Origin of the sequence: Salinispora fenicalii (assembly GCF_000514815.1) — a bacterium.
Lineage (GTDB): Bacteria > Actinomycetota > Actinomycetes > Mycobacteriales > Micromonosporaceae > Micromonospora > Micromonospora fenicalii.
Genome location: NZ_AZWQ01000017.1, coordinates 1 through 26,036, shown reverse-complemented (window position 1 = coordinate 26,036; position 26,036 = coordinate 1). Strand labels below are relative to the sequence as shown.

The 26,036-nt window shown below is 67.8% G+C and carries 21 protein-coding genes and 3 pseudogenes; 11 read left to right on the top strand and 13 right to left on the bottom strand.

All coding sequences use genetic code 11. The features are described from left to right. The first annotated feature begins 116 nt into the window (after nt 1-116). Nucleotides 117-956, top strand: a complete 840-nt coding sequence (locus B116_RS0107030) for an SAM-dependent methyltransferase (RefSeq protein WP_027659622.1) — start codon at nt 117-119, stop codon at nt 954-956. A gap of 52 nt (nt 957-1,008) precedes the next feature. Here B116_RS0107030 and B116_RS0107025 read toward each other — a convergent pair whose 3' ends face one another. Further along, on the bottom strand, nt 1,009-1,461 hold the full coding sequence (locus B116_RS0107025; RefSeq protein WP_027659621.1) for a MerR family transcriptional regulator: 453 nt from the start codon (nt 1,459-1,461) through the stop codon (nt 1,009-1,011). Then, a complete protein-coding gene (locus B116_RS0107020; RefSeq protein ID WP_027659620.1) occupies nt 1,461-2,960 on the bottom strand; it encodes a SulP family inorganic anion transporter in 1,500 nt (499 codons plus the stop codon). Before B116_RS0107020 ends, B116_RS0107025 begins: the two co-directional genes overlap by 1 nt. A gap of 491 nt (nt 2,961-3,451) precedes the next feature. Between B116_RS0107020 and B116_RS0107015 the strand changes: the two genes are divergently transcribed. Together B116_RS0107015 and B116_RS0107010 are read left to right on the top strand one after the other, a co-directional pair. Beyond that, on the top strand, nt 3,452-4,504 hold the full coding sequence (locus B116_RS0107015) for a carbohydrate-binding protein (protein ID WP_027659619.1): 1,053 nt from the start codon (nt 3,452-3,454) through the stop codon (nt 4,502-4,504). Between the two features lie 94 nt (nt 4,505-4,598). Next, complete coding sequence (locus B116_RS0107010) at nt 4,599-5,174, top strand: DUF305 domain-containing protein (RefSeq protein WP_027659618.1); 576 nt, start codon at nt 4,599-4,601, stop codon at nt 5,172-5,174. Between the two features lie 247 nt (nt 5,175-5,421). On the opposite strand, the gene B116_RS0107005 is transcribed toward B116_RS0107010, so the two are convergent. From B116_RS0107005 to B116_RS0106995, 3 genes are all read right to left on the bottom strand, one after another. Continuing rightward, entirely contained in the window at nt 5,422-6,456 is a 1,035-nt protein-coding gene (locus B116_RS0107005; protein WP_027659617.1) for a hypothetical protein, read from the bottom strand. A 161-nt stretch (nt 6,457-6,617) separates the two neighbouring features. Further along, the gene (locus tag B116_RS0107000; RefSeq protein WP_027659616.1) at nt 6,618-9,056 is read right to left on the bottom strand and encodes a helix-turn-helix domain-containing protein; all 2,439 of its coding nucleotides are present in this window, start codon (nt 9,054-9,056) and stop codon (nt 6,618-6,620) included. Nucleotides 9,057-9,061: 5 nt separating this feature from the next. Next, nucleotides 9,062-10,960, bottom strand: coding sequence for an Hsp70 family protein (locus tag B116_RS0106995; protein WP_027659615.1), 1,899 nt, complete (start codon nt 10,958-10,960; stop codon nt 9,062-9,064). A gap of 198 nt (nt 10,961-11,158) precedes the next feature. On the opposite strand from B116_RS0106995, the gene B116_RS0106990 reads away from it, so the two are divergent. Further along, complete coding sequence (locus B116_RS0106990; RefSeq protein ID WP_027659614.1) at nt 11,159-11,839, top strand: hypothetical protein; 681 nt, start codon at nt 11,159-11,161, stop codon at nt 11,837-11,839. Nucleotides 11,840-11,844: 5 nt separating this feature from the next. Here the strand turns inward: B116_RS0106990 and B116_RS0106985 are convergent, their stop codons facing one another. The 5 genes from B116_RS0106985 to B116_RS0106965 all read right to left on the bottom strand — a co-directional run bounded on the left by B116_RS0106985 (nt 11,845) and on the right by B116_RS0106965 (nt 17,104). Further along, nucleotides 11,845-13,350: a dynamin family protein gene (locus B116_RS0106985; protein ID WP_027659613.1), complete on the bottom strand. Its 1,506-nt coding sequence runs from the start codon at nt 13,348-13,350 to the stop codon at nt 11,845-11,847. Beyond that, nucleotides 13,347-15,164, bottom strand: coding sequence for a dynamin family protein (locus B116_RS0106980; RefSeq protein WP_027659612.1), 1,818 nt, complete (start codon nt 15,162-15,164; stop codon nt 13,347-13,349). The genes B116_RS0106985 and B116_RS0106980 overlap by 4 nt, the downstream gene beginning before the upstream one ends. 97 nt (nt 15,165-15,261) lie before the next feature. Then, nucleotides 15,262-15,876, bottom strand: a complete 615-nt coding sequence (locus B116_RS0106975) for a Rieske (2Fe-2S) protein (RefSeq protein ID WP_027659611.1) — start codon at nt 15,874-15,876, stop codon at nt 15,262-15,264. Beyond that, nucleotides 15,873-16,469, bottom strand: coding sequence for a DUF6529 family protein (locus B116_RS0106970; protein ID WP_027659610.1), 597 nt, complete (start codon nt 16,467-16,469; stop codon nt 15,873-15,875). The genes B116_RS0106975 and B116_RS0106970 overlap by 4 nt, the downstream gene beginning before the upstream one ends. Beyond that, a complete protein-coding gene (locus B116_RS0106965) occupies nt 16,466-17,104 on the bottom strand; it encodes a hypothetical protein (protein ID WP_018721586.1) in 639 nt (212 codons plus the stop codon). The genes B116_RS0106970 and B116_RS0106965 overlap by 4 nt, the downstream gene beginning before the upstream one ends. Before the next feature lie 182 nt (nt 17,105-17,286). Here B116_RS0106965 and B116_RS0106960 point away from each other — a divergent pair, with 182 nt between their 5' ends. Continuing rightward, nucleotides 17,287-18,933, top strand: coding sequence for an adenylate/guanylate cyclase domain-containing protein (locus B116_RS0106960; protein ID WP_027659609.1), 1,647 nt, complete (start codon nt 17,287-17,289; stop codon nt 18,931-18,933). Continuing rightward, nucleotides 18,930-19,601: a Crp/Fnr family transcriptional regulator gene (locus B116_RS0106955; protein ID WP_027659608.1), complete on the top strand. Its 672-nt coding sequence runs from the start codon at nt 18,930-18,932 to the stop codon at nt 19,599-19,601. The genes B116_RS0106960 and B116_RS0106955 overlap by 4 nt, the downstream gene beginning before the upstream one ends. 102 nt (nt 19,602-19,703) lie before the next feature. Here the strand turns inward: B116_RS0106955 and B116_RS29090 are convergent. Further along, a pseudogene (locus B116_RS29090) lies at nt 19,704-20,845 on the bottom strand (ISL3 family transposase); the annotation flags it as partial. A 1-nt stretch (nt 20,846) separates the two neighbouring features. Here B116_RS29090 and B116_RS28740 point away from each other — a divergent pair. From B116_RS28740 to B116_RS26310, 3 genes and pseudogenes are all read left to right on the top strand, one after another. Beyond that, nucleotides 20,847-21,057, top strand: a pseudogene (locus tag B116_RS28740) (hypothetical protein); the annotation flags it as partial. Nucleotides 21,058-21,270: 213 nt separating this feature from the next. Next, nucleotides 21,271-21,358 (top strand): annotated as a pseudogene (locus B116_RS28935) (hypothetical protein); the annotation flags it as partial. 1,312 nt (nt 21,359-22,670) lie between these two features. Beyond that, nucleotides 22,671-23,738, top strand: a complete 1,068-nt coding sequence (locus B116_RS26310) for an IS110 family RNA-guided transposase (protein ID WP_027659605.1) — start codon at nt 22,671-22,673, stop codon at nt 23,736-23,738. Nucleotides 23,739-23,773: 35 nt separating this feature from the next. Here the strand turns inward: B116_RS26310 and B116_RS0106935 are convergent, their stop codons facing one another. Together B116_RS0106935 and B116_RS0106930 are read right to left on the bottom strand one after the other, a co-directional pair. Beyond that, nucleotides 23,774-24,091, bottom strand: coding sequence for a helix-turn-helix domain-containing protein (locus B116_RS0106935; protein WP_018723483.1), 318 nt, complete (start codon nt 24,089-24,091; stop codon nt 23,774-23,776). Next, the gene (locus B116_RS0106930; protein ID WP_027659604.1) at nt 24,088-24,450 is read right to left on the bottom strand and encodes a type II toxin-antitoxin system RelE/ParE family toxin; all 363 of its coding nucleotides are present in this window, start codon (nt 24,448-24,450) and stop codon (nt 24,088-24,090) included. Before B116_RS0106930 ends, B116_RS0106935 begins: the two co-directional genes overlap by 4 nt. 238 nt (nt 24,451-24,688) lie before the next feature. On the opposite strand from B116_RS0106930, the gene B116_RS28930 reads away from it, so the two are divergent. Next, complete coding sequence (locus B116_RS28930; RefSeq protein ID WP_155255723.1) at nt 24,689-25,087, top strand: polymorphic toxin type 27 domain-containing protein; 399 nt, start codon at nt 24,689-24,691, stop codon at nt 25,085-25,087. A gap of 726 nt (nt 25,088-25,813) precedes the next feature. Continuing rightward, a partial coding sequence (locus tag B116_RS0106920; protein ID WP_188116003.1) for a type II toxin-antitoxin system Phd/YefM family antitoxin occupies nt 25,814-26,036 on the top strand: 223 nt, incomplete at its 3' end.

Below are 26,036 nucleotides of genomic sequence, written 5' to 3'. Positions count from 1 at the left end.
GGCACCTCTCCCGGGTCGGTTCCGCTGGCACGGCTTCGCGGGACCACGGACGGGCCGCGGTGTCGCTACGCTACGGCGGTGCTGTTGGCGTAGCTAACCAAACCGGGGGTCGAGACGTGTCGCAGAACCAGGCCGAGCAGCAGGCCGCAAACATGGGCTCCACCTTCGACGCGTCAGCAGGCGCGGACTCCACCTTTGACGCGTCAGTGCCGCACTCGGCGCGGGTGTGGAACTACTGGTTGGGTGGCAAGGACAACTTCGCGTCGGACCGGGCGGCCGGCGACCAGGTTCGGGCAATCTTCCCGGAGATCGTCGAGGCCGCTCGCTACTCCCGGGCATTCCTGCACCAGGCCGTGACCTACCTCGCCGCCGAGGCGGGCATCCGCCAGTTCCTCGACATCGGCACCGGCCTGCCAACCGCCGACAACACCCACCAGGTCGCCCAGCGGATCACACCGCAGGCCCGTGTCGTCTACGTCGACAACGACCCGATGGTTCTCGCGCATGCCCGGGTGCTACTGACCAGCGACCCGGCGGGCGCCACCCAGTACCTCAGCGCCGACCTGCACGACTCGGCGCGGGTCATCCGGGAAGCCCAGGCCACGTTGGACTTCAGCGAGCCGGTCGGCTTGATGATGTTGGGAGTGATGGGCCACGTAGCGGACCCTGCCCAGGCGCGGGACGCCGTCCGCGCTCTGGTCTCGTCGCTGCCGTCGGGGAGCTTCCTGGCGATGTCCGACGGCACGGCCACCAGTGAGCGGGTAGTCGAGTCCCACCGGCAGTACAACGAGAGCGGTGCGGCGCCGTACCATCTGCGCGAGGTCGCCGACTTCACCGCCTTCTTCGACGGCCTTGACCTGGTCGAGCCGGGTGTCGTGCCGCTCGGGCGCTGGCGACCGGAGAACGGCTCGCTGATGGTCGTGGACGGCTACTGCGGGGTTGCCCGCAAGCCCTGACCACCAGCGTCGCCGCCGCCGGCTGGGCCGGCTCCCGCCGGCCCAGCCGGCGTCAGTGGTGAGTCCGGTGTTGGTCGAGTTGGTGGCGCAAAGCGCCGGCGAAGCCCTCGGCGGTGCGAAGCTGCTCGCGCAGCGTCTCCACCCGAGTGGTGGCGACGGTGTGGAACAGATCGAGCCGGTCGAGCAGGGCGGGCCGATCAGCGGCGCCGGCGGTCACCAGGGCGTCCAGGATGGCGAGCAGCGTCCGCATCTCGTCGAGGCTGAACCCCAACGGTTTCATCCGCTTGACCACCGCGAGACGCTCCAGGTCGGCGTCAGTGTAGAGGCGGAAGCCGCCCTCGCTGCGTGCCGACGGGAGGACCAACCCAGCGTCCTCGTAGTGCCGGATGGTGCGAATACTCAGCCCGACCCGCTCGGCTGCTTCGCCGATTCGCATCAGTGTCCCGGTGCCCGACGGGCGCCCCGCGGACCCGGGCGCGGAGCCACCGGGCACCGGGCCGGGCATCAGTGGCCCCCGCCGAGGGTGCCGGCCAAGTTGCCGTGGATGGCGGCACTGGGTTGGTTCAGCTCGATGATCTCGACGGTCTTGCCGCGAGCCGCGTATTTCGTGGTGATGGCGTCCAGTGCCGCGACCGACGAGGCATCCCAGACGTGGGCGTGGGTCATGTCGATGACCACGTGTGACGGGTCATTGGCGTAGTCGAACTGGTAGACCAGATCGTTGCTGGCGGCGAAGAACAACTCGCCGTGCACCGAGTAGATGCGGCTCCCGCCGTCGGGGTCCAGCACGCTGGTGACCTCCACCAGGTGTGCGACCCGGTTGGCGAAGATCACCATCGCGGTGAGGACGCCGAGGACCACGCCGATGGCCAGGTTGTGAGTGACCAGGGTCGTGGCGACGGTGGCGACCATGACCAGCGTCTCGCCCCAGGGCATCCGCTTCAGCGTGGCCGGGGCCACCGAGTGCCAGTCGAACGTCGAGACCGAGACGATGATCATCACGGCGACCAGGCCGGCCATCGGGATCGCGGCGACCACGTCACCCAGGCTGACCACCAGGATGAGCAGGAACACGCCGGAGAGGAAGGTCGACAGCCGGGTCCGCGCGCCAGACGCCTTGACGTTGATCATCGTTTGGCCGATCATCGCGCAGCCACCCATGCCGCCGAAGAAGCCGGTGACGATGTTGGCGACGCCCTGACCCCAGGACTCGCGGGTCTTGTTGGAGTGGGTGTCGGTGATGTCGTCCACCAGCTTGGCGGTCATCAGCGACTCCAGCAGCCCGACCAGCGCAACGCCGAGGGCGTACGGAGCGATCAGCGTCAGGGTGTCGACGGTCCACGGGATCTGCGGCAGCCCGAGGGTGGGCAGGCTGTTGGGCAGCTCACCCTGGTCGCCGACGGTCGGTACGGCGATCCCGGCGGTGACCGTGATCCCGGTCAGGACGATGATCGTCACCAGCGGTGCGGGTACGGCCCGGGTGATTCGGGGTAGCCCGACCATGATCGCCAGGGCCAGGCCGACCAGCGGGTAGACCAGCCACGGCACCCCGAGCAGATACGGCACCTGGGCGGAGAAGATGAGGATGGCCAGCGCGTTGACGAAGCCGACCATCACGCTGCGGGGGATGAACCGCATCAGCTTCGCGACCCCGAGGAGGGCCAGTAGCACCTGGAGGATGCCGCCGAGGATCACCGCGGCAATCAGGTAGTCCAGCCCGTGCTCCTTCGCCAGCGGTGCCACGACCAGAGCGATCGCCCCGGTCGCCGCGGAGATCATCGCCGGTCGGCCGCCACAGATCGCGATGACGACAGCCATGGTGAAGGAGGCGAACAGCCCGACCCGGGGGTCCACCCCGGCGAGGATCGAGAAGCTGATCGCCTCGGGGATCAGCGCCAGGGCGACGACCAGACCGGCGAGCACCTCGGTACGCAGAACCTTCGGTGTCAGCCAGGACGGGCGGGACAGGCGCGGCCGGGTGACCGCGGGCAGTTCAGAAGACATACAGCCGTTTCCACTCGGGTGTGCGCGGGGGCGCACACGTGTCACCGGATCCCGCTCGGGACATGGCGAAGCTTGTACACAGCATTTCCGGTCGGACAATCCGGACCATTCCAGGCAACGTTGCCCGGTGGTGGCCGTGAGGGGCCAGCAGCCGCACCTCGACGACCGGGGTCGAACCCTACCCTTCGGTGAGGGGAGAGTCGGTCCACCGTGATGATCATCACCGTGGACGGGCCTGCCGCGGTCAGTCGGTCCGGACGGGCTCGGGCTGTCAAATGCGCAAGCCATCGATCTACCTCGGCGTACGGAAAACCGTGCATCCGGTGTTGTCCGCGCATCCCGGCCGACGAATCAGGCGTGTCGAAAAAGCAGACATGTGATCTGATCCGGTATCAGAGAAGCCGGAAGAACTCGGCTGTTATTGCTGTTCAGGCTTCCTATGGCTAGCGTGGCGCCCTTCGGAGTCGAAGGTGTCCGAGGGAGTTGTACCAATGCGAAAGCGCTTTGCCCTGCCATTGATGACGATGGGAGCAGTCACGGCCACGATGGCCGTCGCCGCGCCCGCCCAGGCGCATGGCTACGTTTCGGGACCGCCCAGCCGTCAGGCGCTCTGCGCGCAGGGTTCGGTACCCGACTGTGGGCCCATCGCGTTCGAGCCGCAGAGCGTCGAAGGACCAAAGGGCCTGACGAGCTGCAGCGGCGGCATCTCCGAGTTCGCCGTGCTCGACGACGAGAGCCGGGCCTGGCCCGCGGCCACGGTCGGCCGGTCGGTCACCTTCGACTGGATCAAGACCGCGCCGCACAAGACCAGTAACTGGGAATACTTCATCGGCGACGAGCTGTTGGCCACCTTCGACGGTGGTGGAGTGCAGCCGCCGTCCACGCTCTCGCACACGGTCGACCTGGGCGACCACGTGGGCCGGCAGAAGGTTCTCGCGGTATGGAACATCGCCGACACCCCCATGGCGTTCTATTCCTGCATCGACGTGAATATCGACGGCAGCCCTTCGCCGACGCCGACGGGCACCGCCTCGCCGACGCCGACCGCGTCACCGACGGGCACCGCCTCGCCGACGCCGACCGCGTCACCGACGGGCACCGCCTCGCCGACGCCGACCGCGTCACCGACGGGCACCGCCTCGCCGACGCCGACCGCGTCACCAACGGGCACCGCGTCACCGACCCCGACCGGCACGCCGTCTCCGACCTCGACCGGGACTCCCGCGCCGGAAAGCTGGCAGGTTGGCGTCGCGTACCAGATCGGTGACGAGGTGACGTACGACGGGGTGAGCTACCGGGCTCGGCAGGCGCACACCGCGACACCCGGGTGGGAGCCGCCGCGCGTACCAGCGCTCTGGACTGCCGTGACACCACCACCCGCGACCGGCGACCCGGCACCCGGCGACGGTTGGGCGGTTGGCGTCGCCTACCAGATCGGTGACGAGGTGACGTACGACGGGGTGAGCTACCGGGCTCGGCAGGCGCACACCGCGACACCCGGGTGGGAGCCGCCGCATGTGCCGTCGCTGTGGATCCGAATCTGAGCGAACGGGCGTGGCCGCACCGGCCGTGGTGGGGACACCCGGTCGGTGCGGGCCGACCGCGAGTCGGCGCCCCGTGACCCGAAGGGAGTAGGCCGTGCGACGGCTGCTACTGGTCGCCCTGCTTGCCACCGCCGCGCTGCTGGCGGGCTGCGCCGGGACGGCAGAACGCCGCGACATCCGGGCGGAGGTCGGTGACGAGGTGCCCGCCGCCACCTCCATGAACGAGGCCGACATCCGGTTTCTGCAGGCGATGGCGGCACACACCGAACAGAGTGTCGAGATCGCGCGATCGGTGCAGGACCGGATCGACGATCCGGAGATCAAGATCCTGGTCGGCGCGGTCAAGGCGACCGAGTTCGACGAACACGTGATGGCACGTGCCTGGCTGCAGGCCGTTGACTCGGCCCCCGCCGTGACCGCACCCGCGCAGGGTGACGGCCGGGCGGCCGCCGACGGGGGAGTGGCCCGGCTGCGCGGTACGCCCGAGGGGGCGGTCGACGCCGTGCTCTGCGAGCTGCTCGGCACCCACCACCGCGCCGCGGCGGAACTCGCCCGCTCACACACGGAGGCCGGCACCAGTCCGGAGGTGCTGGCCTACGCCCGCCGCGTCGAACGATCCCGGACGGCGGGAGCCGACCTTCTCGATCGCCTGTCAGCAGGCGACACGTAGCCGGCCCCGCTGTCGCCAGCACGTGGCTGGACGGTAGGGGCCGGTCGGCGAGGTTGTCCGCAAGGCCCGTGCCCTCGTGTTCGCCAAGGGACACGCCTTCGGTGAGCGCGGTTCAGGACCGGATTCGGTCGACCGTCCCCGTCGATGTCAGGCAACGGGGCAGAGGCAGGCCGGCCCGCGAGACACGCAACTGACGGAGTCCCCTACTGGGCGGACCGTCGGGGACCTCACCAGTCGCATGCCCACCTCAGAGAGCCGCTGGCTCGTCAGCGCTGTTGTCGGCGTTGCGGGCGAACTCACCCTGGGGGGTGAGCCCCGGGACAGGCGTCGTGTCGAGTTCAGTATCGAAGCTGTTGGCGACGTTATTGAGGTCGGCGTCGATCGAGTTGTCCTCGTTGAATTCGGCCTCGATCGAGTTGAAGGAATCCTCGTTGTTCGAGTCGTTGACCGAGTTGTCGATATCGGTGGTGATGTCGTTTTCGATCGACTGTTCGTTGTTGGAGTTGTCGATGGAGCTGTTCTGCGACAGATCGGAGTTGTTGATCGAGTTGTCGATCGAGTTGGATGACTGGTCCTGAACGCCCGAACCGAAGTTCAGGTTCGCGAGGTCGTTGCCTTCGCCAAAGTCGACATTGCCGTCGCCGAAGGTATTGTCGCCATCGCCGACGACCCCGCTGTTTTCGCCCGTGTTGACGTTTTCCACGTCATCGTCGGCGAGAACGGCTCCGTCGCCGGTGTTGGCCTGACCGTCGATGTCGCCGCCGATGGCCTGGGAGCCGTCACCCGTGGCCGCATTGACGTCGCCCTCACCTGTGTTGACGACATTGCCGTCACCCGTGGTGACGACACTTGCATTGGCGCCGTCCACGTCCACGTCCACTGAGTTGTCGATGGTTGTCGACTGGTCGAAGAAGCTCGTCGACTGGTCGATGTCCTGGTGCACGACGGTGACCAGCTCGGTGACGGTCTGCACGATCTGTTCCAGCGGCGGCTGCCCACCATCCGCCGCAGGCCCGCCGTCGCCCGAGTCCTGCTCTCCACCGCCCCCGCCACCAGTGGCGGCGACCTGCGCAACCGCGTCCTTGGTTTCCGGTGGTAGCGCAGACTCCTGAGCGACGACCGCGGCGACCTGGGCGACGTTGACACCTGAGAGGTCGGCGTCGGTGATGCCCTCGGCGGTGAGCACGCCCTCCGGGTCAGCCACGAAGTTCTCCGCGACTTCGCGGTCGCTGAAGACCCTGGAAAAGAAGCCCCGAAAGAGTTCACTGACATCAATACTCATCGTTTTTCTCCCTGTCTGGCCGGGGCCTTGGTCGGCCCCGGCATAGCCCTACAGTGCCGCTGGAGCCCCGACGGTGGCATCGGGGAAACCCCCGCGGGCCCGCCCTGGCAATAGGGGCTGCTGCCCCAGCCGGCTGAACCGCCGACAGGCACGGTTGTCGCTCAGTCGACAATCCCTGGGTGTTCCCGCAGGGCGGCGAGAAACTCGGCGCGGCTGGACACGTCCAGTTTGGTCCGCATCCGCGCCACGTGGTGTTCGACAGTCTTCGGCGACAGGTACAGTTGGGATCCGATCTCCCGTTGGGTGCGCCCCTCGAGCACCATGCGGCCGACCGCGATCTCGCGTTCGGACAGCACCCCAGCCCGCCCGCGCTGCTCGCCTCCACCGACCTCCGCGGCAGACAAGCCCCGCGCGTGCTCCAACAGTCGCCGTGCCGCCGTCGCATCCGTGGTGCGAATCGCCGCCTGGCCCACCAGCCGTGAGGCATCCCAGGGCAGCTGGTTGGTCGCCAAGTCCCCAGCGACCGAACAGACGTCGTCGACGTCCACCTTTCCCGCAAGCACATCGGCCCAGGCCAGTGCGGCGGCGCCCTGCGCACGCTGGCGTGGCCCGGCGAGGGTCGCTGCCGTGGCCAGCTCACCGGCCAGCGTGGCGGCCGTAGCCGCATCCTCGAGGGCGACGGCGACCTGAACCCGAATCCAGCCCACCGCGACGACCCACGTCGGCGGATCCCCGGCGCGTGCGACAAGACCGTCGAGTACGTCCATCACGGGTTGAGCTCGCACCATACGGCGCAGCCGCGCCGCCGTCACCACAAGCTCCTCCAGGACCTCGATCGCGAAAAGGTCCACCGCGCGTCGGGCCAGCTGCGTCTCCACCCCGTTCCATGCCTCGCGCATTCGCGCCACGTCACCACTGCGGCGGGCCATCCCCGCCGCGAGCGCGGCGGCGAGCAGTTGGTCCCGGGCAGTTGGATCCGACCCTGGCGCCAGCTCCGCAGCCGCAGTGTCGTAGCGGCCGGCGCGCATCCGAGTGAACGCCAGGAGCAGTTGATGTCGGCGGGCGGTCACCGGGCCACCGACGCCCGCGGCCAACCCGGCGAGGAGCAGTCGTTCTGCGGTGGAAACATCACCGGTCAGCCCGGCGACGAGGGCGCCGAGCGCGTGCGGCGAGTCGGGCAACACGACGTCGGGTGGCGTGCGCTGCGCGGCCTCGGCAGACTCGATCAGCAGGGGCAACATGGCCTCCGGCTCGGCGAGGCCCGCCGTGGCCTCGGCCAGCCGGGCGAGGGCCTCCGGCGTCCCTCCGCCGGGCTCGGCGCGGGCACGACGGGCGGCATGACCAGCACGTTCGGGTTGCCCAGTCGCGGCCCAGGCCACGGCGGCCAGGGCCGCACCTGGCTGGTCGGCGTCGGCCAGTGCCTCTGCTGCTCTGTCCCATCGTCCCTGTTGCGCGGCGATCGCGGCCCCCACGATGGCCAACCGTGCCGGATCACCACTGATGCCGGTCAGGTCCACCGGTGTCCCGAGTTGGGTGGCCGCCTCAGCCCGGCCCAGGTCCACAGCCGCCGGCTGTGCGCCCGCCTCGACCGCGGCGTCGTACCAGGAAACCGCGGCATCGGGATCGCGAAATCGCAGGTGATCAGCGGCATGCGTGTAGGCGACCGCTGCCGTGGGTGTCCGGACACGTGCCCGCCGCAGCTGGACTGCGGCCAGCAGCGGGTCAGCGCCCGAGTCCAGGAGGGCGGTGGCCACCCGGTCCTGCAGCTGCCGGCGCACCACCACTGGTAGGTCGGTCAGGATCGCCGCGGCGACGGCCGGAATCAGCGAAGCCGAACCGGGCGCGATCATGCCACGTTCCTGTAGGACGTTGCTGGTATCCGCGACCGTCGCCACGGTCACCCCGGCAGCCCGGGCAACCACGGAGTCCGGGACGTCCAGCAGGAGTGCAAGCACCTGTGTCACCGCCGTGCCGTCGGCGGGAAGGCCCGCGAGGCGGCGCTGTACCCGGGCCCGCAGTGCGGCGGGGACCAGACCCCTGGACGTCGCGGTGGCGACCGAGCCCCTGAATGTCGCGGTGGCGACCGAGCCCCTGGACGTCGCGGTGGCGAGGGAAGCGGCTACCGCGGCCATCCCACCCGATGCGGTGCGGATATCCTCGATCGTGTCCTCGTCGGGCTCAAGTACGCCCGCCTCGGTGACGACCGCGGCGACACCGGCGGCGTCCAACGGCCCGAGCTGGTCGACCGTGCCGGCCGCCGCGACGACCTGGTCCAGGTCGGCCAGCTCCGCGGCGCGGATCACCGGCCGCCGTGCGATCAGCATCGCCTGGCCAGCGCGCGTGGCCTCGGCCAGGGCACGCCAGCTGGACGGTTGCCCGTGGTGAGCATCGTCGACGATCACCACGGCGCCCGCAGCCCGGGCGTCGGTCAGTACCAGGTCGAGATCCGCATCGCTGCTGGGCAGCGTCACCCAGCGCACCGGACGGTCGAGTGCGGCGGCGAGATCACGAAGCCGTCGACTCCGTCCGGCACCGTCGACACCCACGACCACGGTCGTGGCATCGGCGCCGGGCGTGGTCATCTGACCTTGGGTCTGCACCCGTCTCAACCTTCGGTGATCGGTGCGCAGTTTCCCGTCTCGTACCCGCCGTTGGTGTCCTTGACCAACCCGTGCCAATCAACCGCGATCCGCACACACACCTTGTCTGGCAGTGTCTGACCAGGAGGTGCGTAGGAAGCGATCGCTTTCCACCGGCCATCGCCCCACGTGGCGACGGACGGAAGCTTGTCCTCGACGTACCACTGCTCCTGGTCGGTGGCGTGGGCACCCATGATAGCGGGGTCCGGGCTAACGCCATCGCTGCCGAAGATGTGCAGATGGAACCCGCCGTTGACGTCTAGGGCTGTGCCCTCCGGGACACCGACATCGCCCTGGAGAGTGAGGGCGGAACCGTCGAAGACCGCTGCGGTCAGACACGCCCACCGTTTGTTGGCACGAATCGTCTCGGTGCACTGCTCGTCCGCGGGGGGCGCCGCCTCGCTGGGGGTACCTGTCGCCACTGCCGCCACCGCCGCACCCCGATCCGTCGGAGGGGCATCGTTGTGGCCGAACATCGCGTATCCGGCGCCGGCAAGTGCCAGCACCAGGGCGAGGGCCGCGGCGCCGATGGTCAGCGACCGGGACCGACTCGGGCTGGCCGACAGCTTCTTCGTGTTCGAGGGTCGGTCGGTGTCGGAATGCCGGGTTCGGCCACTTCGGCCATCGTTGACGGCCGCCGCTCCGCGGACCAGCGGTGCCGCCGCGCCCCTGTTCCTCGGGATGGCAGCCGTCGCCGAGGTGTCGGCCCGATGGACAGCTGCGGTCGGTGTGGCAGAGGGCGTTGCGGGCACCTGCGCTGACGCCTGCCGGGGGGTAGGCGTCCGGCTGCCTGCCGCGCGGGCCAACGCACCCGCGGCGAGCCAGGCCGCGCCGAGCGCGACCGCATGCTTCGGGTGAGTGTCCACCGCCACCGGGCGGCCCAACTCGGCGCCGACCATCTGCGCGACCAGCGGCATCCGGGACGAGCCGCCGACCAACAGGACCGAATGCAGGTCATCTGACGTGACTCCAGCCGACACCAGCGCCCGGCGCATCGCCTCAATGGAGTCGAAGAGCGCCGGGCGTACCATCGCCTCCAGCTCGGCCCGGGTCAGGCGGACCTCGGTGGACAGGTTCGGCAACATCACCGGGATGGACACGTCGGTGTCAGCAGAAAGTGCCTCCTTGGCCTCGACGCACTCGCCGCGCAACCGTGCCACGGCCGCGACCGCGGTCGGGTCGTCGTCGTCCAGCTCCGCGAGCTTCCCGCCGATCGCGTCCGCCACGTGAGCGAACACCGCCGCGTCGAAGTCGATACCGCCGAGCCGTTCGATTCCCTCGGGCTGGCCGAGGATCTCGAACCCGTCCCCGGTGTGCCGAAGCACCGCCGCGTCGAACGTGCCGCCACCCAGGTCGTACACGGCCAGGGCGGCACCCCGATCGACTCGTTCCTGCTGGGCGTACGAGACAGCCGCGGCGATCGGCTCGGTGGTGTACTCGACCGGCTGCTCGATGCTGGCCAGCTGCACCGCCTGGCGTAGCATGTCGGTCTTGTAAGGTCCCCAGTTCGCCGGATGCGACAGGCATATCCTGGCCGGCAGCTCGCCCTCGCGCTGGACCACGTCATCGACAACCGACCGAAGTAGCCGGGCCATCAGCGCCTCTGGCGAGTACGGTACCCCGCCAAGCAGCAGCGGCGTGGTGTCGCCGAACCTGCGTTTGAACTCCCGCGCCACTCGGCGTGGCTCGGTCAGCCCGCGCCTGCTGGCGGTCTCCCCGACCAGGAAGGTCTCGTCGTCGCGCAGCAGCACTACCGACGGGATCACGGCGGCTCGGGTACCCAGCGGGGCGATCTCCGCGCGCCCCTCCCGCCACGTCGCCGCGGCGGTGTAGGTGGTTCCCAGATCAATTCCCAACACGTACATCTCTACTCCAGCGTGTGCGCCTTACAGGTTCACCACCCCACGCTTCGCGCTTCGCGGCCTGACACCGTCGGTGCTGCGCGGGTGCTGTTCACGGCTCGTGCGTCGCGGTCAGTCACCACCGCCATCCGCGACGATTAGGGGGTCGGTCGGGGATCTCCCCGCTGCGGTATCGGTGGCACGATCCCTACCGTGGGTGGCATGGACTCGGGCCGACTTCTCGACGCGCTCGGTGACCTCGCCGGCAGTGAGAACGCCCGGCAGGAGTACGTCGCCGACCCGGACGCCTTCATCGGTGTCCACGGTCACCCTGGGCTGCCCGCCGACCTCGTCAACGAGGCGGTTTCCCACTACGCCGATGTGGCGGATCCGGCCCTCGCGGAACACATCGCCCCGACCGTCATGGCTCATCGCGGCTTCGGCGATACGAACATGACTGGGGCCACTGGTCTGGACCTGTTGGCTACCGCACCGCTTGTCGACGGCGGTGATCCGATGGTGGACCTGGACGGTGATCCCACCGCCGAGTCCGACGATCCGACGGTCGACCTGGACGGTGATCCCACCGCCGAGGCCAGCGATCCGACCACGGCGCACTCCGGAATGGACGATGCTGGCGGAGGTGAGCCGTGGTCCGAGCCGGCCAGTCACCCGGATGCCTCTTTCGACCTGGCATTTGGTCTCGGCGCGCAGGTGGATGCCGAGGAGGAACACGACTACGGCCTGGACACCGACGTGGCGGGCGTGGCAATGATCGCTACCGCACCCCTCGCCGACATCGGTGGGACCGGCCACTCGGTGCACGATCTGGCCAGGGTCGACGGCGCCCAGCAACCAGACGAGCCGTGGCTGGGCGACGAATTCGACGGTGACAGTGTCTGACCGGTTCATTCGCCCCGGCCGCCGCCGGTCAGTGCGGCAAGCATTCCCTCGCAGGAGCGGACGGCGATCCGGCCCGCAATCGCCATCTCACGGCTGGTCATCGGGCTTTCGCACCGTATCTGCCAACGTTCGAGCGCGGCGTGGACCGCCGATGTCAGTTCCTGCGGCGACGCGTCCGGCTCCAGACCCACGCGGACGTGCGGCGCAACGCCCTGACCGCCGATGAGCCGCTCCAAGTCGTCAATGACGGCGGGCTTGCCGGTGACCCAGCCAGCCCGCACCGAGGTCAGCACCCGCAGCTCGCTGAAGGGGTGCGCGCCAGCCAAAATCTCCTCCACCTCGGCTGCGGTCGCCTCGCTACCCGGTGCGGGGCGGGTGCGGGTGAGGGCGTCAATGGCCAGCAGTGCCGATCGGCTTTTGAGCACGTCGCGCCGTTCGAAGAACAGTGAGCCGAGCACCGCCCTGAGCTCGACCAGGCCGCTTCGCTCCGACAACTCCCGGGCCAGCTCGCCGGCGGTCCGCACCACTCGCTGCCGTACTATCGCCGCCGCCAGTCGCAGGCCGAACAGGCCGAACCGCGCCAGCAGCACGTCTCGCTCGATCCTGGTCAGCCCCAGTTCCGGCATCGACTCTCGGAACCGGTCGGTGGACAGCAGCAGCGCCTCGACATCGCGGGGTGCCAGCTTCGCGATGCGTCGCAGCCGCTCCATCTCCGCCTCGGTGAGCGTTGCCGCAGTCTCCGCCAACAGGCCAGCCACGGGCACGACGGTCTGCACCATCCGGCGCATTCTCGGGTCCAACGTCAGGTGTGAGGCGATGCGTTGCGCCGACGCCATCGAATCGATCCGACCGACACCGATCTCATCGGCGCGGGACAGGACACCGACAGCGTTGATCGGATTGGGCCGAGACACCTCGCTGTCCCGAAAAGCCTTGAGAAATTCCATATCGGAGGCGTGCACGTGCCGCATGAGGTAGAGCACCGCGTCGGTGGGCATCGCTTCCTCCTCCGCGCCGTCGGCGGCGAGCAGTTCCCAGGACCGCCGGGACACCCGGTCGGTCAGGGATCCGATGCCGGGGGTGTCGACCAGCGTGGTGGTCCTCAGGGCCTGCGAGGGCCAGATCACGGTGAGGTGGTCGATCTCCTCCGGTGCCCGGCCGGCGAGGTCAATCTCGATCGCGCCGTCGTCACGGCTGAACCGCAGCTGCACGGGAGGTTGGTCAGCGACGTGCGCGGTGACCCGGTAGGTGTGGCCGTCGGCGTACCAGGTCACGACGCGGGTGCACTCACCCGTGTCGGTCGGCGCCAGTCGTTCTCCGACCAGGGCGTTGAGCAGCGTCGACTTGCCGGCCTTCGCCCGGCCGGCAATGGCCACCCGCAGCGGCTCGTCGAGGCGGTCGCGGATCGCCACCAGCTGCGGCTCGTCCGCTGTGCCACGGTAGACGCCTATCGCGCGGTTCAGCGCCGCGCGGGTCCGGTCCAGCAGGTTTGCTGGGATCGGCCTGGTCATGCCGTACCCTCCGCGATCACACCGGCCAGCTGCCGCACCTTCGCCAGTCGAGCCAGTTCCGCATCGAGATCCCGCAGGCGAGCCGCCCGGTTGGTCTTGGTGGTCTTTGCCGCGTCGGTGGCGGCCTTCAGCGCCTCGGCGGTGGACTTGTTGAGTTCCTCGGCCAGGGCGGCATAGTGGTCGCGTAGCTGTCGCTGGATCCGGCGTAGCGTGTCCCGGGAGTCCTTCCCGACGACGAAGTTGACCTCGTCGCAGTAGCGACGCACCGAGTTCTTCGCCTGGTTGCGCCGGTTCTGCAGCTGGCGCTTCTTTTCGTCGCGCAGGCCCTTGTGACCCATGATGAGCCCGATGCCGAGCCCGATCGGTCCCAGCCCCAGTCCCAGCAGGCTGCCGAGCATCGTGAACATCAGACCGCCGGTGTACGCGTTCTTCAACGCCACCATGGCCTGCTTTCCGACCTTCATCTTGCTCAGGTCGAGATCCTTGTGCTCGCCGGCCTGGGCCGCCAGCCGGCTCGGGTCATGGACGGCGAGCTGTTCGAGCGCCGCTCCGGATGCCTTTCGGAAGTGGTCGGCAACCTCCCAGCTGAGTTCCTCAGCGCGGTCGCGCAGCATGGTGTAGTTCGCCAGGGCCTCGGCGGCGACTCGCGACTGTAGCCATGTCTCCACCGAGTCCCACGAGTCGGCCGGGTCGATATCGGCGATCATGTCGTCCGAGTCCTCGACCACCTGTCGTATCCGGCTGCGCAAATCATGATCAACGTCCGCGGTCAGGTCGAGAACTCCGTCATTGAGCGTCTGGCTCCACCGGGCCGCGGCGCCTCGCAGGGCCTCGGTCTGGGCTCGGGTGGCGGCGAGGTCGTCGACGATCCGTTGGGCGGCATCCGGGTCAGCCAGCGTCGCTCGTTCGGCCCGGAACTGGGCACTGATCTGATCCATCGCGTTCGCGACGTCCGCGGCGCACTCGGTCGCCAGACGCTTCGCCGCCGACACGCCAACCCGGTCGGCGACGAACGCGACCAGGTCCCCGAAGCCGGACTCGCGGTTGAGATCCTTGTCTCCGGCAGCCACCGCACGGGACCGCAGCGTCGAGGACACCGCCATGATCGGGAAGTCGGTGCCGACGTGCCGCTGGTTGAGGTCGCGGACCTTGCGCCAGGCTGGATAGAAGTCGGTCTTCGTCATGACGCAGATGACGGTGGGGCACATCTCCCGCACCTGGTACAGGAAGTCGACCTCGGTGCGGGTCAGCTCCTGCGACGCGTCGGTGACGAAGACGACCGCGTCGGCCATCGAAGTCGCCGCCAGGCTGGCCGTCGCGTGGGCGGAGTTGAGGCCACCCACGCCGGGCGTGTCGACCAGGACCAGGCCACCGGCGAGCAGCCTGCGGGGCAGGCTCACCTCGATCGCGCGTGGCGGCGTGGAACCAGACCCGGCATCGGTCTCCACCACGTGTCCGCGGATGTCCTCCAGCGCGATCGGTTCCCGTGCCGGCGGTTCACCCTCGCGCAGCAACACCGCGGCCACCTGCTCGCCATAGCGCACCTGGGTGGGAACCGCGGTGGCGGGACCGTCGGCGACCGGGCACAGATCAGTGCCGACCAACGCGTTCACCAGGGAGCTCTTCCCCTTCTTGAACTCGCCGACCACCACCACGTGCACGTCGGTGGCGTACAGGCGGCGCCGGGCATGCCGCAGCCGGGCGGCGAGGTCTGCGCGTTGGTAGGCCTCACAGGCGCGCAGGGCGTGGTCCACCAGCTGCGCTGTCCGTTCGAGCACGCCCGTCGCTGCCGTCTCCGATGTCGTCATCGTCATGCTCTCCTCGCGTCCCCAGGCGCCTGCCAACTCGGCAGGCGACCCGGGTGGCGGCCGTCCGGATCAGGGATCTGCACGGCCCACAGTGCGCAGCTCATCAGGCCAGGCGAATGTCGCTGCCCTCGACGACGAGGTCACGTGGGTCGAGGCTGCGCGGAGCTGGCCCGCCCACCACAGAGCCGTCGGCTACCGAGAACTTGCTGCCGTGGCAGGGACAGTTGATCGTCCCGTCGGACACCTCGGCCACGGTGCAGCCCTGGTGCGTACAGGTCGCCGAGAACCCCTTGAACGTGCCCTCCTGCGGTTGGGTGATGACCACCCCGGTGTCGGCGAGGATCGTGCCGCCGCCGACCGGGACGTCGGCTGCCCGTGCCAGCACCTGCCCGGCGCTGGCGGCGTCGCTGCCCGCTGCCGTGCCGTCACCACCACCGGTGTTCCCTCCGCCACCCGCGGCCGGTGCGGAGCTGTCGTAGGTGGCACAACCGCTCAGGACGACCGCCCCGGTCACGCCGACCCCGGCGAGCAGACGCCGCCGCGACGTGCATCCTCCTGGTCGCCCGCGGACCTGACCGTCGAGTGGGTCGGGGCAGGCGGTCACTTCTGGGCCCAGGCCGTCGGGGCCGTGCGCCTCGCTGCCGACCTCGGTTGCCGGCCGGGCGTGGCCGGCCAGTTCGCCACCGGGCCTGCCGGCGGCTGTCCTCGATGCGTTCACAGCGTGACTCCGATCGTGGTGAAGTACCAGAACGACGACGTCAACCACAGCGCGATCAGGGTGGTGAACACGGTGCCGCCCAGCACCGGCAGGACCCACCCACGCAGGCCAGGCTTCGGTAGGGCGAGCATCTTGACGGTGAAGGCGCCGAAGAAGAAGCAGCCGAGCAGCCCGTGCGTCACGACGCGCAGGTCGTAGGTGGCGAAACCGAGCGCGTACAGGCAGTGGATCGCCACGGGGACAGCGAGCAGGAACGCCAGTCGCCCCGACCACCGATGTACGGGTGCGGCCCAGCTGGGAGCCGGTGAGCCGAGTCTGCCCCACATCGACAGCGCGGACAGCAGCTGAGTCACCGCGAGCACGGCCACGCCGGTAGCGAGCCACACCTTGACTGTCTGTGGGCTGGAGAATCCGCCCACGTTCACCGCGACACCGGTCGGCTTGTGCAGACTGCCGTAGACCCCGAGGGTCACCGCGACCGTGGCACCGATCAGGAACGGGACACCGAGCAGCGTCAGCTGGCTGGTGCCGGCAGTGCGCCCCGCGCCCTCGTCGACGGTGTGGTTCGTCGTGGTCTCGTTGGGGATGGTCACGACAACTCCCTGGGGCGGGTCGGGGTGAGCGCATCGCCGTCGACGGTGACCTGGCCGGTGGCGGTGTCCAGCGGTGGCGCGGGTCTGGCGACACCGTCCACAGTGACCAGGCCGACCTGGGTGCCGTCAGCGAGCACGATCCACCCGCCGTCGACCTGCGCGCCGCGCACCGTCGCGGTGGCCCGGTAGAGCCCGGACGGCGCCGTGACCGCTGTCACGGTGAACGGTAGGGCCTGGTCGTCGATCTTGATTTGGCCGCTGGCCCGTCCCTCGCCGAACGTGCCGCTGAGCGTCTCGCCGGCACGGCCAGCCAGGTCGAGTCGTCCGCCCGCGGCGGTGCCCTGAAACCACGCCTCGATCGCGGCACCGTCGCAGAGGTAGGCGACCGCGACGCCGTTTTGTACCGAGATCGCGAGTGTGCCGGCGGTCAGTCGTCCTGCCCAGGTGGCGTTGACGGGCGCTTCGGTCGGGGAGGGGGATGGTGCGGCGGATGCTCCCGCGGTGGCGGTGGCGGTGGGTGCGGCGGCCGGGACTGGTGGCTCGTCGTTCCCACCGGTGGCGCGCACGCTGAGCGCGAGCACAACCGCGCCGAGCGTGACGCCGCCGAGCAGTGTCAACAGCGGAGTGGATTTCACGCTAGGCAGTCAACGCTCGTTCGGCCCGGCAGTCTGCGTACTAGTACCCATAGCCGTCGGTGGTGGGGTGATGTGGGGCACGTATGGTGAGGCCTGTGTGGCGACAGCTGACCGGGTCTCCTGTTTCGTTGGCTCAGCGGTGGCGTCGTCCGCGGCCGGCTCGTCGTCGAGGGCGCCAGGTTGTGGTGCCGGTGCGGGCTCTGGTCTGGGTGTTTCACATGGCGCTGCCGCTTTTGGGGTTGTGGCTGCTGGTGGCGCGTCCGCAGGCTGATGTGCACTGGCATGACCCGTTGGGTCATTTCTATTTGATCGTCGCGGTGGCGTTGGTGAACCTGGTGCTCGGCGTCATGGTCAGTGCGGCGGCGCATCGGCGGCATGATGCGCGACTGTTCCTGGTGTCGTTGGCGTTTGTCGCCAGTGCCGGATTTTTCGTGTTGCACGGGTTGGCCACGCCGCAGGTGCTGGTGGAGCATCCGAATCTCGGGTTCGAGTTGGCGCAGCCGGTGGGGCTGGCTTTCGCCGCCGTGTTCGCGGTGGCCTCGTCGCTGCCGTTGGACGGCCGGCGGGGCGAAGCGATCCTCCGCGCGCGGCATATCTTCTGGGGTGAGCTGGCGGTGATCCTCGCCCTGTGGGGCGTGGTGTCGTTGCTGGATATGCCGCCGTTGTCGGATCAGCCGGACCCGACGGTGGAGGACGCGTGGCTGGTCTGGCTGGCGCCGGTGTCGGTGGCGTTGCTGTTGGTCGCCGCGGTGCGGTACTTCCTGCTGTATCGGCGTCAACCGTCGGCGATGTTGATCAGTGTGATCACGGCGTTCGTGTTGCTCGCTGAGGCGATGGTGACGGTGGTGCTGGCCGACAAGTGGGCGTTGTCGTGGTGGCAGTGGCATGTGCTGCTGGCGTTGGCGTTCGGGTTTGTCGGCTACAGCGCGTTTGTCCAGTACCGTCGTGAGGGTTCGTCCGCCGGCTTGTTCGACGGGTTGGCGTTGGACCAGACCATCCGGGCGGTTCGGGCCGAGTACAGTGCGGCGTTGGAGGAACTGGTATCCGCGCTCGCCGAGCGGGAACGTGACGGTACCGGTGACATCGGCCCGGTCGCAGCCGGGTTGGGGGAACGGTTCGGGCTGACCGAGCGGCAGACCGCGGTGCTGGAACGCGCAGCACAGGCGTTGTCGGCGGAGCGGGAAGTCAGCCGCCGGCTGGGTACCCTGTTTCGGCACTACCTGTCGCCGGATGTCGCGGCCGCGTTGATCGCCGACCCGGACCAGGCGGCGTTGGGTGGCTCGGTTGTCGAGGTGACGGCCCTCTTCGCCGACCTGCGCGGGTTCACCACGTTCTCTGAGGCGGCCGAACCCGCGGAGATCGTGGCCATGCTCAACCGCTACCACGGGGTAGCGGTTCCCTGCATTCTCGACAACGGCGGCACCGTGGTGCAGTTCGTCGGTGACGCCCTACTGGCCCTGTTCAACGCCCCAGCCCGACAGCCCGACCACGCGCTACGAGCGGTACGCGCGGCGACCCAGATGCGCCGCGCCGTGGACGAGATCGCCGCTGGCCACCCCGACTGGCCGCGGTTCCGCATCGGCGTGAACACCGGCCCGGCGCTGGTCGGGAACATCGGCAGTGACCAGCTACGCGGCTTCAACGCGATGGGTGACGCGGTCAACGTGGCCGCCCGACTGCAAACGATGGCCGACCCCGGCCAGATCGTCATCGGCGATTCCACGTGGCGAGCCACCCACACACAGGTCCCGGTCGAGCCACTCGGGGACCTCACCGTCAAGGGACGAACCGGCCTGGTCCGGGCCTACGCAGTACAGGTGCAGCAGTGAACGAATTCTGGAGCACCCTGACCGACAGCGAACGTGACGCCTTCCGCCAACGCGCCACCACCCGCCATTGGCAACGCGGCGACGTCCTCTTCCGTGAAGCCGACCAATCAGGATGGGTCGCCGCCCTCGTCGCTGGCCGGGTCAAAGCCTCCTGCCACAGCTCCTCCGGCACCGAGATCCTGCTCGCGGTACGCGGACCCGGAGCACTCCTCGGCGAACTGTCCGCAGTAGACCGTCTGCCACGCTCGGCAACCGTGCAGGCGCTGGACCCCGTCACCGCACTCGTCATGCCACCGGCCGGATTCCAGGAGTACCTACAACAACAGGGACGCGTCGCCTTCCAGCTCATGCGGCTACTCGCGGAACGGTTGCGTGACGCCGACCGCAAACGAATCGAGTTCGGCGCCCAGGACAGTACCGGCCGCGTGGCGGCCCGCCTGGTGGAACTGGCCGAACGGTTCGGCACCCCGGTGGACAACGGCATCCACGTCGCCGTCCGGCTGTCCCAGGACGAGCTGGCCGGCTGGATCGGTGCGTCACGGGAGGCTGTCACCAAGTCCCTGCGCGTGTTACGCGACTCGGGCTGGGTGCGCACCAGTCGCCTCTCGGTCGTGGTGCTCGACCTCGACGCGTTGCGGCGGCGGGCGGCCGGGTACGCGCCGGACTGATCCGTGTCTCAGGCGGCTGACTGCCAGATGCTACCGACCTGTGGCTGGGGACTGCGTAGATTTCGGCTCTGTCTCACATTCGGTGGTGACGGGGGGTGCTGGTCAGCCGAGCAGGATTCGATGGCGCAGGAGAGCGAAGCCCGTTCGTCCGTACATTTGTCGTTTGATCAGTTTGGTTTTGGTGTTGACGCTTTCGGTGCCGCCGTTGTGGATGGGGTGGGTCAGGGCGGCGTTGACGGCGTCGCGGTCAAGGTCGAGGCCGCGGGTGAATGTGTGTAGGTGGGGTAGGTCCGTGGCCTTGACCTCGGTGATCCACGCGGTGAGGCGGTCGTTGTTGCCGGCTGCGGGTGTGAGGAGCGCGGCGAACGAGTCGATGAAGCCGGCCAGCGCGGTCATCTGCGGGCAGGTGCTGGTGAGGGCGTCGACGAGTGTGCGTTGATGGTCTGTGAGCTTTTCGGGTGGGGTCGGGAGGTAGCGGGTGAGGCGTCGGGGCGATATGGCTGGGCGGTCGGCTTCGACGCGGTCTTGGGTGATGTAGCGGTAGAGCAGGTTGAGGCTGCCGGTGTTGCTCAGTTCCTTGATCTCGGCGAGGAGTTGCGTAGCGTCGACGGTGGGGTCTTGTTCCCGGCGTCGGCGTAGGTGGTCATGGTAGGGGTCGATGAGGGTGGGCCGGTACTGCGGTGCGCGGACCAGGCGTTTGGGTTGGCTGATGTGGGTGTGGCGTTTGATGGTGTTGGGGCCGAGGTGGAGTCGGCGGGCGCATTCGAGTAGGCTCGATGCCCTTTGTCGAGCTGGTTGTGGATCTGCTGCCACCGGTGTCGGGTCGTCGCCGCCTGGATGCCTTGCTGTGGCGGTGGGCCGGCGGTGGCCCAGTACATGCTGTGGGTGGTGACCTCTTTGCGGACGGCCTCGGCGAGGTTGTGCCACAGATGCCAGCGGTCGGCGACCTGCAACGCTGCGGGTAGGGCGCGGCGGACCGCTTCGGCGTAAGCGTCGGAGGAGTCCCGGCACACCACCTCGACACCGGGATGCTCACGCGGCCACGTCTCTAACGTGTGGGCCTCGCGGTCGGGCAGCACATCGACGCGCTCACGGGTGTCCGCGTCGATCAGGACGGTGGCATAACGTCGGCGTCGACACAACGCGAAGTCGTCCACCCCGAGCACGCGGGGCACCGGGCGCTGCGGCAGCGGCAGGCGCAGCAGGGCCCGCAGGGCGGTATGCCGGGACACGATCACCGCCAGCGCCGAGCGGGCCACAGTGCGCCACTGCGCCAACGAACCCTGCCGCCGGCCCTTCGTCCGCCAGCGCGGCCGAGCCGAGTTCGGACAAAACCGCACCGAAGGCGTCAAGTACTGTAGCCGCGAATGCGCTCGTGCACAGGCCCAACGCGAGCTGCGGCGCCGTCGCCGCGCCACTCCCACCAAGCAACAGCGGTAGCGGCACACCCTTGTAGGCATTGGCCGCCACATCCGCGGACGCACGTCCATGGCCATCCCTACCCACCGGGCACCGGGCACTGATGTCCCCGCTAACCCCCCGAAAACCCACGCCAAGCGCTGCCAATCAGCGACAAACGATGAGTACCTCATGACGGCGTTTGTGCAGCTCAACACCCACGGATGACAATCAACGACGAGTCCGGGACCGTGACGGTCGGTAAGAAGCGGCCTACAACCTCACCGTCGCTGACATCCACACGTACTATGTGCTCGCCGGCAACACGCCGGTGCTGGTGCACAATACGGGTGGCTGTGAGTTTGATCTAGAAGGAATTCAGCACGCTAAGGATCGGCACCTTAAGGATGGCAAGGACTGGGATCCTAACGCGGGCTACTTTGGCAAAGACGAGGACTTTGGAGCTCTTGCTCGGGGCTCGGCTGGCCAAATCGGTATCAGGCAGGAGAACGGAAATATTAAGTATGTCATCAATGCGGGGCGTGTTGTCGGCATAGCTAAAGGGAAATAAACCACCTTCTATACTGTCATTCGCGATCCATATGGCGGCGATCTGGTTACTATTTTCCCTGGGCGGGGGTAGAGGTATGGGCACGTCGGTGGTGCTGAAGGACCAGCTAGGGCGGGTTGTTGCGATCGCCGAGCGACCGTACCCACGCCTCGTGGGCTGGCGTGAAAGGGCCGATTTTCCAATGCTTGGCCATATTGATCCTTATGGCAATACGATATATAACCGTGGCCAGATGGAAAGTCTGGCTGCTGAGCTTGACAGCTCCAAATTAGCAGGCCGGATCTCCTCTCGGAGAACAATGATTTCGTCCAGGAGCTACGTTCGCTGTGTTCGACTGGTATTCGGAAGCCGCATAGCTACTTGTGGTTTGTTGGCGATTGAGGAGTAACCGCGAAGTTGGGGGAGTGGTGCTATTGGGGACACCCTCTGGTGCTACTCCGCTGTGCGTTGGCAGTCGCTGAAAGGTGTAACCGTGCGTCGGCGTTGCCGTCAGCGTCGCCGTCAGAGGCATTTGGACATCTATATAGCGGGATGTCACGGGCTGTGCCATAGTGCGAGGTCATAAGCGCACGGCGTAGCCGGCTAAGTGGCTCGGTGCCACGGCGCGCTTGCGTGGCGTGGCGGCGATCGCCGGGAGCACCGAGCTGCTTGGCCATGCTTGGCGATCGTTACGGCCTCCGGCGTGGTGGGGTCTGATCGGCTGCCAGGACTCCTGGCGGTCTTGTTGCGTGGGCGCGCGTGCGCGCGGGGCCGGAACGGCTGCAGTGCGTGCGCGGCCCGGCTCTGGCGGGCTGTTGTTGATCCTGTAGAGCAGTTTTGAGCCTGTCGGACGTTTCTATAGGTGTGCCGGTTCCGGGAGGGATTGGTGCCGGTACGGTCCGGCGTCGGTGATCTGCGAGTGACTCAACCAAGATCTGGCCACCACGGTGTGCCATTCGTCGGACTTGTCCTCGTGGGTCGCCGGCGCCGACCCGGCCCGCCTTGCTGGCCTGATCAGAAGCCTGTCCGTGCTTGTCGCGTGACTCATCACAGATGTGCCGCCGGGTGGTCGCCTCCCGGGCCGACGCTGTCCGAATGTCGGCCTAAGAAGAGGAGACCCCGTGTCGTCCGTCCTGGCAGAACGACTCGCAGATCGCGTCGACGCGATCATCGGCGTGGACACTCACACCGACACCCACACCGCGGCGGTGGTTTCGCCGGTCGGGTCAGTCCTGGCCGAACTCACCGTCACGGCCACAACCGACGGTGTCGCCTCCCTGCTGGCCTGGGCTGGTGAGCACACCAATGGGCTCGGCTCCGGCCGTCGCGCCTGGGCACTGGACAGTGCACGCTCGCACGGAGTCGGACTGCTACACGCACTTCGCACCGCCAACGAGACCGTCTTCGAGGCGCCCAAACCCACGGCGACGGCCCGGCGGCGCGGCGGCAAGTCCGACTCCCTGGACGCGGTCCACTCCGCCAGAGCCGTCCTGGCCGCCGACCACACCACCACGCCGCGCGCCGACGGCGACCGCGAAGCCCTACGAATCCTGCACGCCTGCCGCCGCCACTACACCGACACCCGCACCGCCACGGTCAACCTGTTCAAGTCGCTGATCCTCACCGCCGACGACGAGTTACGCGACCAGTTCCGCGGCCGAAACACCGACCAGCAGGTCCGCCTCGCCGCCGACCTCACCGCCGGCGAGGACGCGGACACGCTCGCACGCCTGCGCCGCGACCAGATGACCGCCCTGGCCAACCACATCCGTGACCTTGACCGGCTGCTGGCCACGAACCTGCGCCACATCCGCGACCTGGTCACCGCCATGTGTCCGCCACTGCTCAAGCAGCCCGGCATCGGCCCCGTCACGGCTGCGGTCGCTCTCATCTCCTGGTCGCACCACGGGCGCGTCCGCAGCGAAGCCGCCTTCGCCGCCCTCGCCGGGGTCAGCCCCGTGCCCGCCAGCTCTGGCCGCACCGTCCGCCACCGCCTTAACCGCGGCGGCGACCGGACCCTCAACTCCGCCATCCACACCATTGCCAAGTCCCGCCAGCGATACCACCAACCGACCAAGGACTACATCACTCGCCGCACCACCGAAGGCCGCACTCCACGCGAGATCACCCGCGTCCTCAAACGCTACATAGCACGCCAAATCTGGTGGATCATCCAAGCCGCCCCTTGACAGCAACCCTCACAGATCTTGGTGTGTGGGTTGGGCTATGCGATGGCGGCGATGTTGCCGTCGTCGAAGTAGATGGCTTGGTGGAGGCGTCCGCCGAGGGCGGTGGCGTATCGGGCGACGATGTCTTGGCCGGAGATCTTGCCTTGTTCGATCTGGGAGATGCGGCCTTTGGTGACGCCCATACGGTCGGCGACCTGCTGTTGGGTCAGGCCGCGGGTGCGGCGTACTTCGGCGAGTCGGTGTCCGACGACGGTGGCGAGGAGTTTCTGTTTGCCGTCTGCGACGGCTTGTTCGCCGCCGGCGCGTTCAACGTGTGTGGTGCGGATGTCGCTCCAGCGTGTGTAGCTGTTCATGGCTGTCGGTCCTCCTTGGCGCGTTCCTTGAGGTAGATCTCGTAGCGTTGCTCGGCAAGGGGGATCGCTTCGGTGTACCACTGTTGCCATCGTCCGGCTTTGTCTCCGGCGACGAGCAGGATGCTGGCGCGCCATGGGTCGAAGGCGAACAGGATGCGGACGGTGCCGGGGCGTAGCTCTTTGAGGTTGGCGAGGGTGGAGCCGTGGATCGTGTCGACCAGTGGCCGGCCGAGTCCTGGGCCGGCTTCGGCGAGTAGGTCGATGGCCTGTACGACGCGGGCGTGGGTGAGGGGATCGAGCCTGTCGATCCACTCCTGCACCTCGTTGACGAGGTAGATCTCCCACTCGTCGGTGGCCATCCCCAGAGTATAGCGGACACTATACCAGGCGTGCTGGTGAGGGCGGGATGCGTTTGGCCTGGCAACGCAGCGAGGTCCTGGGCTGTCGGTGGCGGTCTCTCCGGGTTGCCGTCACCGTCGCCGTCAACACCGATACATTTCGATGTGTCAAGTTGGCGCTACACATGAAAGGCCAGGTGAAACGCCATGAACACGTAAGTCACACTACGTGACGGGCTGAAAATCCCACACGTACTATGTGCTCGCCGGTGACACCCCGGTACTCGTACACAACTGCGGTGGCGATGTCGCCCTCGGAACGCGTGCTCACGGCCTCCGAGAGTTCGCCGACGGAAACGGATACACGCATTATCTTGATTCACCTTCATGGCAGGCGGATGTGCGGGCAGCTGTAAACGATCCAAATACTCGCCTGCATATCAGACTCGACGGTTTCCATGGTGCGACTCCGGCCGAAAAGTTCACGAATGCTTACCGGAGTGGAATGGGTGACAATTGGTATGCGACCGAGTGGGAGATGTGCAAGACTGGTCTTGCGGTGCGGGTCGGTAACCGTTCTTGGGACAGTATTACGTTCTATGATGGCGGGAAGGTTGTAAACTTCCCGCAGCCGTCCTTCCCAATGCCAGGAGGCTGAGTTGTCGCAGGTCATGAAGTCTTGGGATAGATCCTTCAGGTTATGGGATTACTCCATAAGTCACTCCACGCTGTTTTTGCGCTGTGTCGGTAGCGGTAGTGAGGTGCCAAACCGGATCGATGTCGCATTCTTTGGAGTTCGAGCGTTCCATCTTCGGGATGACTATAGAAGTCTCAGTATCGAGAAAGCTCCAGAAGTGTTTGCGGACGGAGTTCTCGATGTAATGGTCACGGCAGGTGAACCGCTCGCGAGATATCTGGTCAATGGCGGGCCTGACTACATCTTGGCAACGAATGTCGCATGGGAAGAGGATGACGGAGATCACCGCAGTCCATCACGTTTCGGGCCGTTGCGAGGGACACCCTGACGGTGAAGGCCGCGAGGGGCGGTAGCGACGATCAGCGCTGGCGGCGTGCTGGTTTGTGCCCTGACGTGCACTCCGGTTGCTGTCACGATTGATGTCAGATGATCACTGACGAATAGGATCATCGATGTCACTGCACAGGCATATGTGCACGGGTCTGGCGGTCCGCGTAGGTGGGCGTGCGCGCGGGGCCGTAGGCCTGTAGCGCGTGCGCGCAGCCCGGCTTCGGCCGGGCCGCTTCTTGATTAGGTGAAGCAATTTTTAGCCCAGTGGCTCCGTCGGCGGCGGGTTCGCTTGGCCGGGGTCTCGGGCTGCGCCGCTTCTTCTCATGTCAAACGGTACCGCATGGTACGGTGTGGTGCATGACGAGGATTACGTTGCGGGAGTTCCGTGATGGCGCGGGTCGGGTGCTGGACGGGGTTGAGCGCACTGGTGAGCCGGTGATCATCACGAAGTACGAGCGGCCCGTGGCCGTCCTGGTGGGTATTGACGAGTGGGAGGAGATTGAGGCGTTCCGGGATCGTCGGGACGCTGCGGTGATTGCTCGGTCCCGTGCCGAGGGTGAGTTCGTGTCGTTGTCGGCGG

What these genes read in the sequence shown, in the direction of transcription:
- B116_RS0106980 (WP_027659612.1), bottom strand. Translation starts at nt 15,164, where the DNA reads ATGACGATGACGACATCGGAGACGGCAGCGACGGGCGTGCTCGAACGG.
- B116_RS0106995 (WP_027659615.1), bottom strand. Translation starts at nt 10,960, where the DNA reads ATGTACGTGTTGGGAATTGATCTGGGAACCACCTACACCGCCGCGGCG.
- B116_RS0106985 (WP_027659613.1), bottom strand. Translation starts at nt 13,350, where the DNA reads ATGACCAGGCCGATCCCAGCAAACCTGCTGGACCGGACCCGCGCGGCG.
- B116_RS0107005 (WP_027659617.1), bottom strand. Translation starts at nt 6,456, where the DNA reads ATGAGTATTGATGTCAGTGAACTCTTTCGGGGCTTCTTTTCCAGGGTC.
- B116_RS0106935 (WP_018723483.1), bottom strand. Translation starts at nt 24,091, where the DNA reads ATGAACAGCTACACACGCTGGAGCGACATCCGCACCACACACGTTGAA.
- B116_RS0107015 (WP_027659619.1), top strand. Translation starts at nt 3,452, where the DNA reads ATGCGAAAGCGCTTTGCCCTGCCATTGATGACGATGGGAGCAGTCACG.
- B116_RS0107025 (WP_027659621.1), bottom strand. Translation starts at nt 1,461, where the DNA reads ATGCCCGGCCCGGTGCCCGGTGGCTCCGCGCCCGGGTCCGCGGGGCGC.
- B116_RS0106990 (WP_027659614.1), top strand. Translation starts at nt 11,159, where the DNA reads ATGGACTCGGGCCGACTTCTCGACGCGCTCGGTGACCTCGCCGGCAGT.
- B116_RS0106930 (WP_027659604.1), bottom strand. Translation starts at nt 24,450, where the DNA reads ATGGCCACCGACGAGTGGGAGATCTACCTCGTCAACGAGGTGCAGGAG.
- B116_RS0107020 (WP_027659620.1), bottom strand. Translation starts at nt 2,960, where the DNA reads ATGTCTTCTGAACTGCCCGCGGTCACCCGGCCGCGCCTGTCCCGCCCG.